Raw genomic sequence first — 15,016 nt, 5'->3', positions numbered from 1 at the left:
TCACGTCTCCCAAACCCCAAGGATATAAATCCTTGGGGTTTTTTGATTTTTTTCAGGAGAGGTGAAGAGAATGACAGATCAAGAATATATGAGGATTGCTCTACAGTTAGCAGAAGGAACATCCGGACAAACAAGTCCCAATCCTATGGTTGGTGCTGTTATTGTAAAAGACGGAAACATCGTCGGTATGGGAGCTCATTTACGTGCTGGTGAAGAACACGCAGAAGTTTATGCTCTTCATATGGCTGGTGAAAAAGCAAAAGGATCTACCGTTTATGTAACACTTGAACCGTGTAGCCATTTTGGAAAAACACCACCTTGCTGTGAATTGCTCATCAAAAAAGGAGTCAAACGGGTTGTAATTGCTACTCTTGATTGCAATCCTCTCGTTTCTGGTAATGGAAAAAGGAGATTAGAAGAAGCTGGCATTGAAGTAACTACCGGCGTTCTTAAAGCAGAAGCCACTTTATTAAATCGTTTCTTTTTTCACTACATGAAAACGAAACGTCCATTTGTAACAATAAAAACAGCGATGAGCTTAGATGGGAAAACAGCAACTATCACTGGTGAAAGTAAGTGGATTACAGGTGAAGAAGCACGAGCTGATGTTCACCAATATCGCCATACACATGATGCAATTCTTGTTGGAGTGAATACAGTTATAGCTGATAATCCGCATTTAACAACTAGAATTCCTAACGGGGGTAAAAATCCTATTCGCGTTATTTTAGATACCCATTTACGAACACCACCATCTTCTCATGTCATAACAGATGGTTTAGCACCGACATGGATTTTTGTCGGTAAGGATGTAAATAAAGAGAAAATAGCTTCTTATGAATCTGAAAATATAGTGATATTCCAAATGAAAACGAAGCAAATTGAAATTGAGGACCTCCTTTTCTTTCTTGGAGAAAAGCAAATTCTTTCTTTATTCGTTGAAGGAGGCCAATCGATTCATGCAAGCTTCTTACAAACAAAGCATTTCAATGAAATTGTAACTTATATAAGCCCGATATTAATTGGTGGGAAAGATGCCCCTACTTTATTTGGCGGAAATGGTTTCGCAGCATTACAAGATGCACTTTCCTTGGAAATTCAAGAGATGAAACAAATTGGCGATGATATAAAAATCGTTGCGAATGCCCGAAGCGAGGTGACGGAATGTTTACAGGAATTGTAGAAGAGTTAGGAACGATTACAAACATGCAACAAAGCGGAGAAGCGATGAAGTTAATGATCCACGCAAATAAAATTTTATCAGATGCTCACTTAGGTGATAGTATCGCGGTTAACGGTATTTGCTTAACTGTAACGAGTTTCACAACAACTTCATTCACAGTGGACGCAATGCCTGAAACGATGCAATCAACATCACTTCGCATGCTTAAACCACACTCTAAAGTAAATTTAGAACGAGCAATGGCTGCAAACGGACGATTCGGTGGACATTTCGTTTCAGGACATATTGATGGCATCGGAACGATATTAAACAAAAAACAACACTATAATGCCGTCTATTACAAAATAGCTATTGCTGATGAATTGCTGCGCTATTGTTTGCATAAAGGATCCGTTGCTGTTGATGGAACGAGTTTAACAATATTTGATATAGACGAATCTTCCATCACAATCTCACTCATCCCGCACACAGTAAGTGAATCTGTTATTGGAGAAAAGAATGCCGGTGACATCGTAAACATTGAGTGTGACATGATTGGTAAATATATCGAACGCTTTCTTTCTAAACCGGTAAAACGAACAGGTTCAATGACCGAAAGCTTTTTACAAGAAAACGGATTTCTATAAGGGGGAAGTATGATGTTTCATCGTATTGAAGAAGCTCTAGAAGATTTAAAACAAGGAAAAGTCGTTATCGTATGCGATGATGAAAACCGTGAAAATGAAGGCGACTTTATCGCTTTAGCAGAGTATATTACGCCAGAAACGATTAACTTTATGATTACACATGGGCGCGGCCTCGTTTGTGTACCGATTACGGAAGAGTACGCAGAACGCCTACAATTAGAACCAATGGTAGCTCATAATACGGATTCGCATCATACTGCATTTACAGTGAGTATTGATCATGTTTCTACAACAACAGGAATTAGCGCTCACGAACGGGCAACTACGATACAAGAATTGTTAAACCCTGCATCAAAAGGTGCTGATTTCAATCGTCCTGGACATATCTTTCCATTAATCGCGAAAGAAGGCGGTGTCCTGCGCCGCGCTGGTCATACAGAAGCTGCTGTCGATTTAGCCAGACTTTGCGGAGCAGAACCAGCTGGAGTCATTTGCGAGATTATCAATGAGGACGGTACGATGGCACGCGTACCTGATTTACTACAGTGTGCAAAACAATTTGATATAAAAATGATTACAATAGAAGATTTAATTGCTTATCGCCGCCACCATGAAACACTAGTTACGCGAGAAGTGGAAATTACATTACCTACAGATTTCGGTACTTTCCATGCAATTGGCTATTCTAATTCATTAGATACGAAAGAACATATCGCACTCGTAAAAGGTGATATTTCAACAGGAGAACCTGTACTTGTACGCGTTCATTCAGAGTGCTTAACAGGAGATGTATTTGGCTCGTGCCGCTGTGATTGCGGACCACAACTCCATGCTGCACTTGCTCAAATTGAGCGTGAAGGAAAAGGCGTTCTTCTCTATATGAGACAAGAAGGACGAGGTATTGGCCTTCTTAATAAGCTTCGCGCTTATAAGTTACAAGAAGAAGGCTTCGATACTGTAGAAGCAAACGAAAAACTTGGGTTCCCAGCTGATTTGCGTGATTACGGTATTGGCGCTCAAATTTTAAAAAATTTAGGTTTACAACATTTACGATTATTAACGAATAATCCGCGAAAAATTGCTGGCTTACAAGGTTACGATTTAGAAGTAATCGAGCGTGTTCCATTGCAAATGCCAACAAAAGAAGAGAATAAAACGTATTTACAAACGAAAGTAAACAAATTAGGACATTTACTAAACTTATAATAAAGGGAGAGATTCATTATGGTATTCGAAGGTCATTTAGTTGGTACAGGATTAAAGGTTGGGGTTGTTGTTGGACGTTTTAATGAATTTATTACAAGTAAGTTACTTGGCGGAGCTTTAGACGGATTAAAGCGTCACGGTGTAGAAGAAACTGATATCGATGTCGCTTGGGTTCCTGGCGCATTCGAAATTCCTTTAATCGCTAAAAAGATGGCTAATAGCGGGAAGTATGATGCTGTTATTACGTTAGGCACTGTAATTCGCGGTGCTACAACACATTACGATTACGTTTGTAATGAAGTGGCAAAAGGAGTGGCATCTTTATCACTACAAACAGACATCCCAGTTATTTTCGGTGTATTAACAACTGAAACGATTGAGCAAGCAATTGAACGCGCAGGCACGAAAGCTGGTAATAAAGGCTATGAATCCGCCGTTGCTGCGATTGAAATGGCTCACTTATCAAAACAATGGGCATAAAAAAATAAAAAAGAGGCTGCGGCCTCTTTTTATTTTTTTACTTTTTTCCGTACATCTTTTATTAATTCATCCATTGTTTTTCCTTCTGTTTGTATACGAAGCGTTTGTGCTGTTCTCCATACATTCTCTCTTTTCTTTGCTTCTTCTATAATAGTAATTTCTTTTCGTACTTCCTTTAAATCTTTCCCTTCTGTTTTCAATCCAAAATGTTCAGCTTTCGTTCGAAAATGTTGTTCAATTCGTTGTTGCATCTCTTTTTGTTCAGGATTTTCGGCGACCTTAACTGGATCAGCACTTATTGCTTTTAGTAAAATTAGGAAAGTCATAATCGCTAATATATATTTGTGCATGTAAAATCCTCCAACCCAATATAAATTACATATTTACTATGTACAATTGGGGCTTGGAAAATTCGTCCACCAAAATTCTTTTTTTCGCTCAAAAACCAGTAATATCAAGTGTTCACAACTATTTATTACATTTTATTTACAAAAAAAGCAAACTCTTTTACAAGTTTGCTTTTTTCTATCTTATAATGCACATTCCTCAATCTCAAACCCTAAATCTTCAATCATACCCCAGTCTGCAGTCGGTTCTTGTCCAGCTGTAGTTAAGTAGTCTCCAACAAAAATAGAGTTCGCTGCAAATAAACCGATTGGCTGTACAGAACGTAAATTGATTTCACGTCCCCCTGAAATGCGAATTTCTTTCGTTGGGTTTACAAAACGCATCATCGCCAGCACTTTTAAACATTCTACCGGCGTTAATTCTTTTTGTCCTTCAAGCGGCGTACCCTTTACAGCAACAAGGAAATTACATGGAATTGAATCTGCATCTATACGTTGTAATTCAAATGCAATTTCAGCACGCTCTTCTATTGTCTCTCCCATTCCAAAAATCGCTCCAGAGCATGGTGAAATACCCGCTTGTTTCGCTTTTTGAACTGTATCAACACGATCATCATACGTATGAGTGGAGCAAATGCTTTCGTAATTATTCGCATGTGTATTTAAGTTGTGGTTATAACGATGTACACCCGCTTCCGCTAAACGTCCTGCTTGATCTTCGTTTAAAAAACCTAAACAACAACAAATCTTCAAATCTGTCGTTTCACGAATCTCTTTAACTGCTCCAATTACGTGATTCACCTCTTTATCTGTCGGACGACGACCAGATGCTACAATACAATATGTACCCGCTTTACGGCGAATTGCTTCGTGTGCTCCTTCTACAATCTTTTCCTGCGTTAGCCATGCATATTTATCAATTGGTGCCTCTGAAATAATAGACTGTGAACAATATCCGCAATCCTCAGGACATAATCCCGATTTCGTATTAATAATCATATTCAATTTTACTTTCTTACCAAAGTGATGATGGCGAATGATGTAAGCAGCATTCATAATTTCTAAAACTTCTGTATCATCAGCTTCTAATATCGCTATTGCATCCTCTTTCGTAATCATTTTCTCTTCTACTACGTCATATGCAAGTTTTTTCCAATCCCTTTTTGTTTGTACTTGTTTCATTTCATCTCTTCCCCTCTTTTGTTATATGCATAAATAAAGCATGATACGTTGCCATTATCCCTTCATTTTCCGTGAAGTCTCTTTCGTATATGCGAAGCATCGTACGAAAGAGTGAGGGACTTTGACAATACGATTCTGCATTACTATTGGTTGCTCCTACTTTTCGAATAGAATGTAGAAACTCCCTAACTTCTGTAAATCTTTCTATGTAACATGTTTCAGAAACATGTACATCCCCTGCTTCTATTTCACAAATATGGCGCAACTCATTTTTCGAATAAAAACGTTGCCCAATCGATGTTTCTTTTTGTATATTTTTTTCTTCTTTCGCCTGCTGAAACGAAGCATGCAATTCTTGAAATGTTTCCTGTCCAAACGTTGAAAAGAGTAATATCCCATCTATAGACAAATGATGAAATAAATTTTTTATCACTTGTTTTAAATCATTTAGCCATTGAAATGTGGCATTTGAAATAATGACATCATACGTTTCCTCTAGTCGTAATCTTTCGATATCCTCACAGTAAAACGTTACATTTTTCACATTTTGTCTAGTTTTCGCAACCTCAATCATACTTTCAGCAAAATCAATGGCTGTAATATGCGCTTTCGGAAATAAGTTTGATAATTGCTCTGTAACGTATCCTGTCCCACATCCAAGTTCTAAAATACGTATCGATGCATTTGCACTATATCGCCGATTCAATGTAGAAAGTAATGAATGTGCCATCTTTTTTTGTACATTTGCATATTGATCGTAGGATACAGCTGCCACATTAAACCGTTTTTGCAGTAACGTTTTGTTGATCATGTCGTATCCCCTCTACAAATTGAATTATCTCATTTCCGCAATTTTCAAAATTCGTTACGCATAATGCGTGTCCAGCCTCATTTACTACCTTGAGCATGGCAGTTTCATTCTCAGCCATACTACGTGCTGCAGACAATGGGCATATTACATCCTGCTCTCCATGAATAAGTAGTATAGGAACTTTAATTTCTTTCAGTTCTTCCCTCATATCTGTTTCTATTAAATAATCTAAACCTAATTGTAAAGACTGAATAGAATCACCTTTAAAGTGTTTTATCATATCTTCAAACCTTTTATTCTCTTTCAGCTCATCTTTCGTAAACATATTTTCATAAAACCGCTTGAGCGTTTCTTCTTTCTTTCTCACCAAATTCTTTTTCAGCCGTTCTACATGTAAAGTATTCCATCCACTCGTATAGTCGCTCGTATTTGTAAATTTAGCAGTACCACCAATTAATACGATACCCTTTGCCTTAACCTTTTTATGAGCTTGAACTGCCGCTAATGCACCTAGTGACCAACCAACTAAAATTACATTTTCATCCTTTGCTACCTCTATTATTCGCCCCGCGAATTCACTTTGTTCTTTCACATTACGCCAATTGATACATTGAACAGAATACCCTTTAAAATACGGCAGAACTAAAGTCCAAACATCTTCTTCCATTCCCCACCCAGGAATAAAAATAATCTTTAGCTCTTTCATACTAAAAACCCCTCTTCTTTACCAATGCGTATAATATGCTGAATAGCCCAGTTCAAATCAGCTATTGTATGTTGGGACGTAACTGCAAAACGGATCCTTGAACTATTAACTGGAACCGTTGGTGGACGAATTGCAATTGCTGCAATACCTACCTCTTGTAACCTTTTACTAAACCGTAAAGCTGTTTCATTTGAACCGACTACAATCGGTACAATATGAGTTGAGCTATTCCCAATATCAAAACCAGCTTCTCGTAAATGGTTTCTGAAATATGCTCCATTCTCTACAAGTCTCTCTCTTCTTTCATTATCTTCCTTTACAATTTCAATTGCTTTTTGTACCGCTCCTAATGTTCCTGGCGGTAATGCAGTAGTAAAAATAAAGCTTCTCATCGTATTTTGTAAATACTCTATATACATTGCATCGCCTGTCAAATACGCACCATAACACCCTAAAGCCTTGCTAAACGTCCCCATGTGTATATCAATTTTTTGAGCAATATCTTTTTCTATATGCGATAATCCTGCTCCATCCATTCCATATATTCCACTCGCATGTGCTTCATCAACTATAATCATTGCTCCGTATTTCTCTTTCATTTGCACTAGCTCTCTTAAATATGCAGTATCACCATCCATACTAAAAACAGTATCAGTTACGATTAATTTCTTCTTTTTGGGCGGCGCTACTTGCAACAGCTTCTCTAAATGATCTAAATCATTATGACGATATCTTTTATGCTCTGCCCCGCTTAATATAATTCCATCAACGATGCTTGCATGATTTAATTTGTCACTAAAAACAACGTCGTGACGACTGGCTAATGAAGAAATCACTCCAACATTTGCGGTATATCCACTATTTACAACTAAGGCTTTGTTAGTGCCTTTCCAATCGCATATACTTCTCTCAGCCTCTTCATACAGTGAATAATTTCCTACAACAAGCCTTGATGCTGTCGCCCCAGTTCCATATTTTCTTGTGCATGCAATAGCAGCTTCTTTTAACCTTTCATCCCCAGCTAACCCTAAATAATTATTTGATGCTAAATTTAGCATCCTTTTCCCATCTCGAACAAGCCATGTCTCTTCTGCTTGTTCGGTTACATGTAAATTGCGATACTGCCCTTGCTTATTTAATTGTTGCAATTTAGATTGAAGATGTGTGTGCCACGTTTGATTCATTTCGGATAAGCTCCTCTAATTTTGAAATCATTATATATTCTTTAGCAGATTCCAAGGCTTCTTCTTTTGTAAACTCACCTTCAAAGAATGGTAATAAACCTAAAACCGGTACCCCACTTAACTCTTCAATCATTTCTTTATTTTCTTGTACTCTTTCCATTTCGCATTCTTTGCAGCCAGATAAAATGACACCCGCTACCGTTAAACCATGTGCCTTTGCATAAGCAATCGTTAAAACTGTATGATTTACTGTTCCTAATGTAGGACGTGCTACTACAATAAGAGGAAGCTGTAATTCTTTTGCGAAATCAATTACTAAAGCGTCCTCTGTATACGGAACAGCTAATCCACCGGCCCCTTCTACAAGCAGACTATTAAACTCTTTCAATCGTTCATTATAGTGATGAATAATGTCTTTTAACGTTACTGTCCTTCCAGCTTTTTTCATGGCAAGTCTCGGAGCAAGAGGTTCTTCAATAGAATACGGGCAAATTTCATCTTCTTTTGTCGGTACACCTGATAATGCCTTTAACCTTGCTGCATCTCCCTCTGGATTTGATGCAACATGTCCACTTTGCAACGGTTTATATACCCCGATGTTATATCCCAATTCTCTAAATACACCTGCTAATGCACCGGCAACGACAGTTTTCCCCACTTCAGTATCCGTTGCTGTTACAAAAAAACCACTCATTATTCTCCCTCCGTAACATCCGAGATTGCTTTATACAAAATACGTAACATATCATCAATCTCATCAATTGTAGAAGCAAGAGGAGGCATAAATACAATCGTATTACCGAGCGGTCGCAAGATCATGCCTAGCTCTCTTGATCGTTTACATACTTGAACACCGACTCTCTCTGTCCATTCAAACGCTTCTTTCGTTTCCTTATTCTTCACAAGTTCAATTCCAACCATTAACCCGCACTGACGAATATCCCCTACATGTTTATATGCAAAGAGCGATTCTAATTGCATCGCCACATATTTTGTTTTACGTGCCACTTCTTCTATTAAATTTGTTTTCTCATATAGTTCTAGATTCGCAATTGCTACCGCACACCCTAACGGATTCCCTGTATAACTATGACCGTGGAAAAATGTTTTTTGTTCTTCATAGCCTCCTAAAAAGGCATTATAAATTTCATCTGTCGTTACGGTGATTGCAACTGGTAAATATCCGCCCGTTAAACCTTTTCCGGCTGTTAAAATGTCCGGCGTTACATTTTCATGTTCACATGCAAACATTTTCCCGGTACGCCCAAATCCAGTCGCTACCTCATCTGTAATAAATAAAACGTTATATTTTGTACATAAATTACGTAGCCCTTTTAAGTATCCTTTTGGCATTGTAATCATACCGCCAGCACCTTGCATTAAAGGTTCTACAATAATCGCCGCAATTTCTTCATGTTTGTCTTTCAGCAACTCTTCCATTTCTTCTAAATGTTTTTTTACAATTTCCTCCTTATTATTTCCATAAGGAGAACGATATGTATATGGATAAGGCATTTTAATCGCTTCAAATAAAAGTGAACTATACACTTGGTGAAACAAGTCTATTGCTCCTACTGAAACAGCTCCAATTGTATCACCGTGATACGCTTCTTTTAATGTAACAAATCTTTGTTTCTTCGGTTTTCCTTTATGCTGCCAATATTGAAAGGCCATCTTAATTGCAATTTCAACAGCGCTAGAACCAGAGTCTGAATAAAATACTTTCTTCAAACCTTTTGGTACAACTTCAATTATTTTTTCTGCTAATAAAATAGATGGAACGTTAGCAAGTCCTAGCATAGTAGAATGGGCGATTTTATTTAATTGCTCACGAATTGCTTCATCTAATTCTGGTACTTGATGTCCGTGAACATTTAACCAAATAGATGAAACACCGTCCCAATATTCATTTCCATTTACATCGTATAGCTTTCTTCCCTCTCCACGTTCAATAATGACAGGATCTTCTTCTAAATAATCCTTCATTTGTGTAAATGGGTGCCATACATAGGCTTTGTTTTTCTCCGATAACTCTTCATATGTATAAGATGGTTTGTCAGTCGTACTCTTACTAAAAGTCACAATTGTCACCCCTAATGTTAACTAGTTTATAAATATAGTTAACATTAAAAATAAATGACTGTCAATTATTTTTAAATCAAGTAGTTCTTAAAAAAGAACAACCTATCATACGATAAGTTGTTCTACTTTCCATGTTGTATCTTTCCAATTTCTAAAATAATCTCTTCATCTTTTTTTCCTTCTGTATCAATTCCAAGTTGTTTTGCATGTTCAATCAATAAATCATGGCGCTTCTCAAATCTCGCGGTATTTACTTCTTTCGTAACCTCTTCTTTTGTTTTTCCTTCCGTAGAAACCCCTAGTTTCTCAGCTGCTTTTTCCATCGACTTCTTCTCTTCAGTTTCTTTCACTTTCTTCACTTCTGACTGCTGCATTTGCTTTTGCTTCGCCTGCTCTGATTCAGCTGCAAAAGCCGTGTAAATTCCAGCACTTCCGCCAATGACTAGTAAGGTGGTAAAAAGAATTATTTTTTTCTTCACTCTTTCCTCCCCTTTCAAATTCATTATAACGCACATTTTTCAGTGTTAAAACCTATCTCCTTTATTTCCCTAAAAAAATATTACACATTTTTATTGACATGTATGATGAATATATGATAAAAATTTAACTAACATCATATGAATCGGCATTGATAGGATTTAGTAGTATTTCGATTTCTGATTTCAGAGAGCTGGTGGTCGGTGCGAACCAGTACAGAGCGAATTATGAATTACCCCCTGGAGCTTCTTTTGCGAAACGTAAGGAGTAGTGAAAGACGGTTATAGACCGTTATATCTAAAGAGTGGTGAAACGAAACTGTTTCACAATTTAGGGTGGTACCGCGAATTTTTCGTCCCTGCATATATTGCAGGGGCGTTTTTATTTTATTAGCGCATATCATACGACCCTTTATTTTGTGATACATTCATTTCACAAGCTAGGGTGGTACCGCGATTTCTTCGTCCCTGCATATTTATATGCAGGGACGTTTTTTTATCCAATCATTTCCGTATCATATTGAAGGATCAACAATTACCGGTAATTTGTCACAAAATTCTAAATTTTAGAAGGAAATAAACAATATTGGCGAATTTTATATAAAAAAGAGCTATTTTAGATTACTTAGGAGGGAAAAACAATGGTTTCAAAAATTGAATCTGTTCTTTTAACATTATTTATCTTTTTCTGTATTGGCTTTAGTGTTATTCAATTAGAAGTTTCACCACACATCCCAATTTTATTTGGTATCGTGCTTTTATTAGCATTTGGATTTATGAAAAAAATCTCTTGGTCTACGATGGAGAAAGGGATGATTAGTAGTATTTCAGCTGGTATTCCATCTATTTTTATTTTCTTACTTGTAGGCGTATTAATTAGTGTTTGGATCGCTGCTGGAACAATTCCAACTTTAATGGTATACGGCTTCCAGCTTGTATCTCCAAAGATTTTCGTTCCAACTGTTTTTGTTGTTTGTGCAATTGTTGGAACAAGTATCGGTAGTGCCTTTACAACTGCCGCAACTGTAGGACTTGCCTTTATGGGTATGGGTAGTGCTCTCGGATACGATCCGGCTCTAATCGCTGGTGCAATTATTTCTGGCGCATTCTTTGGAGATAAAATGTCTCCTTTATCTGATACAACAAACTTAGCTCCTGCTGTAACGGGTGTAGATTTATTTGAGCATATTCGTAACATGCTTTGGACAACAGTTCCAGCTTTCATTATTGCTTTTATCGCATTTTTCATTTTAGGAAGCGGTACGAGTGGAGACGTTGACTTTACAAACTTTATTAGCACATTAGAAAAAAACGCAACGATTTCTATCGTTACACTTATTCCAATTGTATTACTGTTCTTATTCGCATTTAAAAAAGTCCCAGCAGTTCCAACATTGCTTGCAGGAATTATGGTAGGAATTATTATTCTCTTTATTTTTAAACCTAGCACTTCTTTAGCTGATTTAATGAAAATTATGCAAGACGGCTACGTTTCTAAAACTGGTATTAAAGACATTGATAGCTTACTATCTCGCGGTGGTCTACAAAGTATGATGATGTCGATTGCCCTTATTTTCCTAGCTCTTTGTATGGGAGGATTACTACAAGGAATGGGTATTATCACGCAGCTAATGAATATCATCTCTAGCTTCGTAAAAAATAGCACACGCTTAATTATTTCTACTGCTTCAACTGCAATTGGTGTAAACTTCTTACTTGGTGAGCAGTACTTATCCATCGTTTTAACAGGACAAGCATTTGCTAATAAATACGATGAAGTTGGTTTAGAGCGTCGTAATTTATCACGTGTACTTGAAGATGCAGGTACAGTTATTAACCCGCTCGTACCATGGGGTGTAAGTGGCGTATTCTTAACAAACGTCCTTAGCGTTCCAACATTCGATTACCTTCCATACGCAATTTTCTGTTTAGCTTGCCCAGTCGTAACGATTATCGTCGGCTTTACTGGATTTGGCCTTTCATGGAAGAAAGAAAAAGCAATTACAATGTCATAATAAAAAAAGGATTACCTGAATCGGTAATCCTTTTTTATTTCTCGACTATCTATTTGCTTTCTTTCTTCTAAATAACAGAAGTAATCCCGCTCCAACAAAAGCCAAGCCTGCTCCAATTGTAGAAGCAACACTTGTACCTGTTTTCGGTAAATCACGTTCTTCTTTATTTTCACTTACAGTTGTTGTTTCTTTTGCGTTTTGATTATCCGTTGTAGTTTGTCCAGATCCTGTATTATTACCTTCATCTGTTGGCGGTGTCGTTGGATTTCCTCCATTATTTCCTTCACCTGTTGGTGGTGTCGTTGGATTTCCTCCATTATTTCCTTCACCTGTTGGTGGTGTCGTTGGATTCTCTCCATTATTTCCTTCACCTGTTGGCGGTGTTGTTGGATTCTCTCCACCAGTTTCCTTATCATCATCGTTCTTCTTCGTTATATCAATTGCATATTTAGCAAATTCATTTTCAGATGGTCCAACATATGATATTTTCCCATCTTTCTTTATATACTTTTGTGCATTTGGTGAAGAATCGAATGTTGTATGTAATTTATCTGCAACAATCGGTTTAAACGTCCAATTTTTATCTGCTGCTGGATCAATAACTGGTGTTTCTTGCATATACTTGACAATGATTTGACGTGTTTCATCTTGTGATTGGTATACAACTTCCCCTTTACTTACACCAGGGAACGTTTGGCTACTTCCGCGATAGTTATTTGTAGCGACGATGAACTCTTGATTGTCAGCTACTGGCTTACCTGCATATGTCATATTTATAATACGATTCGTATTTGCATTTACAACTTTTCCATCTTTATCGTATTTCGCTGGTTGTGTTACATCAATTTCGTATTTTAATCCATCTAAAATATCGAAGTTATATGTAGGATAGCCTATATTTACTAATGGTTGTTCTTCTGTTTTCTTTGGATCGATTTGATTAAACTGACCTGCAGACATTTCAAGCCATTCTTTCACTTGTGCCCCATTTACTTTTACAGCATATAACGTATTTGGATATACATATAAATCTGCCACGTTTTTAATTGCTAACGTTCCAGCTGGAATATCCGTATAATATGTAGCACCGTTTCGGCCACCTGCTTTAAATGGTGCTCCTGCAGATAAAACTGGAATTCCTTTATATTTGCTGTACTGCCCATTTTCAGCAAATAACTTTTCTACATACCATTTTTGTGCATTTGTTACAAGTTGTACAGAAGGATCATCTTGTACTAATGAGAAATAACTATTAATTGGCGCTGTCGTTTTTCCTACAGCTGTATTCACATAATCAATTGTCGCTTGATGATCATCTTTAATTTCATTAACTAATGTTTGATCAGATTTTACTAACGGGTTCCCTTTACTATCAGCAATCGGACGAAGTTGCGGCTTCGATTGTTCTTTTTGTACTTCCCATTTTCCGTTTACCTTTTTCAATTGCATATCAATAATACCTAAGTTACTTCCAAAGACACCAGGCATTACAACTGGAACACCATTAAATACATCCTTCATTTCAGTATGTGAATGCCCCATTAATACTGCATCTACACCAGGAACTTCTGTTAAATAATACGACGCATTTTCCATGCCAACGTTGTATCCATTCTTATCAACACCGGAATGTGCTAGCGCAACGATAACATCTGCACCTTCTGCTTTCATTTTTGGCACCATTTTCTTCGCTGTTTCAACTATATCTTTCGCTTTCACTTTTCCTTCTAAATTTGCTTTATCCCAGTTCATAACTTGAGGTGGAACAAATCCCATTACACCAATTTTCACTTTTTGTTTTTGCCCTGATTCATCTTCTACTTCTTTTTCAAAAACATGATATGGTTTAAAGTAATTTTGGTCGTTCTCTTCATTATTATCTTTATCATCTTTATAGACGTTCGAGTTAATAACCGGGAACTCTGTTTTACTAATTACTTTGTTTAAATAGTCTAAACCGTAGTTAAATTCATGATTCCCAAGAGAGATGACGTCATACTTCATTAAATTCATTAAACGATATAATGGATGTGTATAACTAGGATCCACAGGCTTCTTCGGATCATTTATTTTATTCGCTACATAATCTCCAAGTGGTGTCCCTTGTAATGCATCCCCATCATCAAATAGGACAGAGTTCTTCGCTTCTTCACGTGCTTTATTAACAAGTGTTGCTGTTTGCACGAGACCTACTTTATTATCGGTTTTTGTTTGATAATAATCGTAATTCATTAAGTTAACGTGAATATCTGATGTTTCTAGAATTCGTAAGTTAACCGTACTCTCCCCATTGTTCTCATCCGCATGAGCTGTTGTTGGCAATACTTGTGGCGCTATTACACCTATAGCAAGAGTTGCTCCAGCTAGCATTTTTTTTGACTTTTTCACAAAAAATCCCCCTTATACAATTACCAAAGAATAATGAAATGAATTTCTATTAGTCTCTAACCACATACCTTTTTTCTTCTATTAGATACACGATTTTCATTTCATCCTGCGCTAACGATTAGTCCCCTTAAACGATCAATTGATGAAGACTAGCAATTAACGGGAGATAAAGCTCCCACTATGTAGAATTTTACCTTATCTGACATTATCATATATAATGTCCTTTCATATCGTCAATATTTTTTGACATACTTCTACAAATTTTCTGTAAAGTTATTGTAAACTTTTCATAAACATATAATATGCCCTTACATTGCTAATACTGCTGAA

General features: G+C 36.9%; 14 protein-coding genes and 1 other annotated feature. Of the genes, 5 read left to right on the top strand and 9 right to left on the bottom strand.

The genetic code is table 11. The features are described 5' to 3' along the window. Positions 1 to 70: 70 nt before the first annotated feature. From ribD to ribH, 4 genes are read left to right on the top strand one after another with little or no spacing between them, the layout of a single operon-like run. Complete coding sequence (gene ribD, locus FS742_RS13045; RefSeq protein ID WP_144612767.1) at positions 71 to 1,183, top strand: bifunctional diaminohydroxyphosphoribosylaminopyrimidine deaminase/5-amino-6-(5-phosphoribosylamino)uracil reductase RibD; 1,113 nt, start codon at positions 71 to 73, stop codon at positions 1,181 to 1,183. Then, positions 1,165 to 1,809 (top strand): riboflavin synthase subunit alpha, encoded by a 645-nt coding sequence (ribE, locus tag FS742_RS13040; protein WP_144612765.1) that lies wholly within the window; start codon positions 1,165 to 1,167, stop codon positions 1,807 to 1,809. The genes ribD and ribE overlap by 19 nt, the downstream gene beginning before the upstream one ends. A gap of 12 nt (positions 1,810 to 1,821) precedes the next feature. Next, complete coding sequence (gene ribBA / locus FS742_RS13035; RefSeq protein WP_144612763.1) at positions 1,822 to 3,015, top strand: bifunctional 3,4-dihydroxy-2-butanone 4-phosphate synthase/GTP cyclohydrolase II; 1,194 nt, start codon at positions 1,822 to 1,824, stop codon at positions 3,013 to 3,015. Between the two features lie 18 nt (positions 3,016 to 3,033). Continuing rightward, positions 3,034 to 3,495: a 6,7-dimethyl-8-ribityllumazine synthase gene (ribH, locus tag FS742_RS13030; RefSeq protein WP_000230900.1), complete on the top strand. Its 462-nt coding sequence runs from the start codon at positions 3,034 to 3,036 to the stop codon at positions 3,493 to 3,495. Positions 3,496 to 3,524: 29 nt separating this feature from the next. Here the strand turns inward: ribH and FS742_RS13025 are convergent, their stop codons facing one another. The 8 genes from FS742_RS13025 to FS742_RS12990 form a co-directional block, all read right to left on the bottom strand. After that, positions 3,525 to 3,845, bottom strand: a complete 321-nt coding sequence (locus FS742_RS13025; protein WP_144612761.1) for a hypothetical protein — start codon at positions 3,843 to 3,845, stop codon at positions 3,525 to 3,527. Between the two features lie 180 nt (positions 3,846 to 4,025). Beyond that, a complete protein-coding gene (gene bioB / locus FS742_RS13020) occupies positions 4,026 to 5,024 on the bottom strand; it encodes a biotin synthase (RefSeq protein WP_144612759.1) in 999 nt (332 codons plus the stop codon). A gap of 1 nt (position 5,025) precedes the next feature. After that, on the bottom strand, positions 5,026 to 5,835 hold the full coding sequence (gene bioC / locus FS742_RS13015) for a malonyl-ACP O-methyltransferase BioC (protein ID WP_144612757.1): 810 nt from the start codon (positions 5,833 to 5,835) through the stop codon (positions 5,026 to 5,028). After that, complete coding sequence (locus FS742_RS13010) at positions 5,801 to 6,541, bottom strand: alpha/beta fold hydrolase (protein WP_144612756.1); 741 nt, start codon at positions 6,539 to 6,541, stop codon at positions 5,801 to 5,803. The genes bioC and FS742_RS13010 overlap by 35 nt, the downstream gene beginning before the upstream one ends. Then, entirely contained in the window at positions 6,538 to 7,725 is a 1,188-nt protein-coding gene (gene bioF, locus FS742_RS13005) for an 8-amino-7-oxononanoate synthase (protein ID WP_144612754.1), read from the bottom strand. The genes FS742_RS13010 and bioF overlap by 4 nt, the downstream gene beginning before the upstream one ends. After that, positions 7,691 to 8,419: an ATP-dependent dethiobiotin synthetase BioD gene (gene bioD, locus FS742_RS13000; RefSeq protein WP_144612752.1), complete on the bottom strand. Its 729-nt coding sequence runs from the start codon at positions 8,417 to 8,419 to the stop codon at positions 7,691 to 7,693. The genes bioF and bioD overlap by 35 nt, the downstream gene beginning before the upstream one ends. Beyond that, positions 8,419 to 9,807 carry an adenosylmethionine--8-amino-7-oxononanoate transaminase gene (gene bioA / locus FS742_RS12995; RefSeq protein ID WP_144612750.1) on the bottom strand — a complete coding sequence of 463 codons (1,389 nt, stop codon included), beginning with the start codon at positions 9,805 to 9,807 and terminating at the stop codon, positions 8,419 to 8,421. Before bioA ends, bioD begins: the two co-directional genes overlap by 1 nt. A 122-nt stretch (positions 9,808 to 9,929) precedes the next feature. Then, the gene (locus FS742_RS12990) at positions 9,930 to 10,286 is read right to left on the bottom strand and encodes a hypothetical protein (protein WP_144612748.1); all 357 of its coding nucleotides are present in this window, start codon (positions 10,284 to 10,286) and stop codon (positions 9,930 to 9,932) included. A 140-nt stretch (positions 10,287 to 10,426) separates the two neighbouring features. After that, positions 10,427 to 10,647 (top strand) — a binding site (T-box leader). Positions 10,648 to 10,924: 277 nt separating this feature from the next. On the opposite strand from FS742_RS12990, the gene nhaC reads away from it, so the two are divergent. After that, positions 10,925 to 12,298 carry a Na+/H+ antiporter NhaC gene (gene nhaC / locus FS742_RS12985; protein ID WP_144612747.1) on the top strand — a complete coding sequence of 458 codons (1,374 nt, stop codon included), beginning with the start codon at positions 10,925 to 10,927 and terminating at the stop codon, positions 12,296 to 12,298. A gap of 45 nt (positions 12,299 to 12,343) precedes the next feature. Here the strand turns inward: nhaC and cpdB are convergent, their stop codons facing one another. Continuing rightward, positions 12,344 to 14,686 (bottom strand): bifunctional 2',3'-cyclic-nucleotide 2'-phosphodiesterase/3'-nucleotidase, encoded by a 2,343-nt coding sequence (gene cpdB, locus FS742_RS12980; RefSeq protein ID WP_144612745.1) that lies wholly within the window; start codon positions 14,684 to 14,686, stop codon positions 12,344 to 12,346. Positions 14,687 to 15,016: the final 330 nt, after the last annotated feature.

This window comes from Bacillus cereus, from assembly GCF_007678085.1.
GTDB classification, from domain to species: domain Bacteria; phylum Bacillota; class Bacilli; order Bacillales; family Bacillaceae_G; genus Bacillus_A; species Bacillus_A cereus_BE.
The sequence above is the reverse complement of the archived record's forward strand: the minus strand, read 5'-3'. Positions and strand labels throughout refer to the sequence as shown.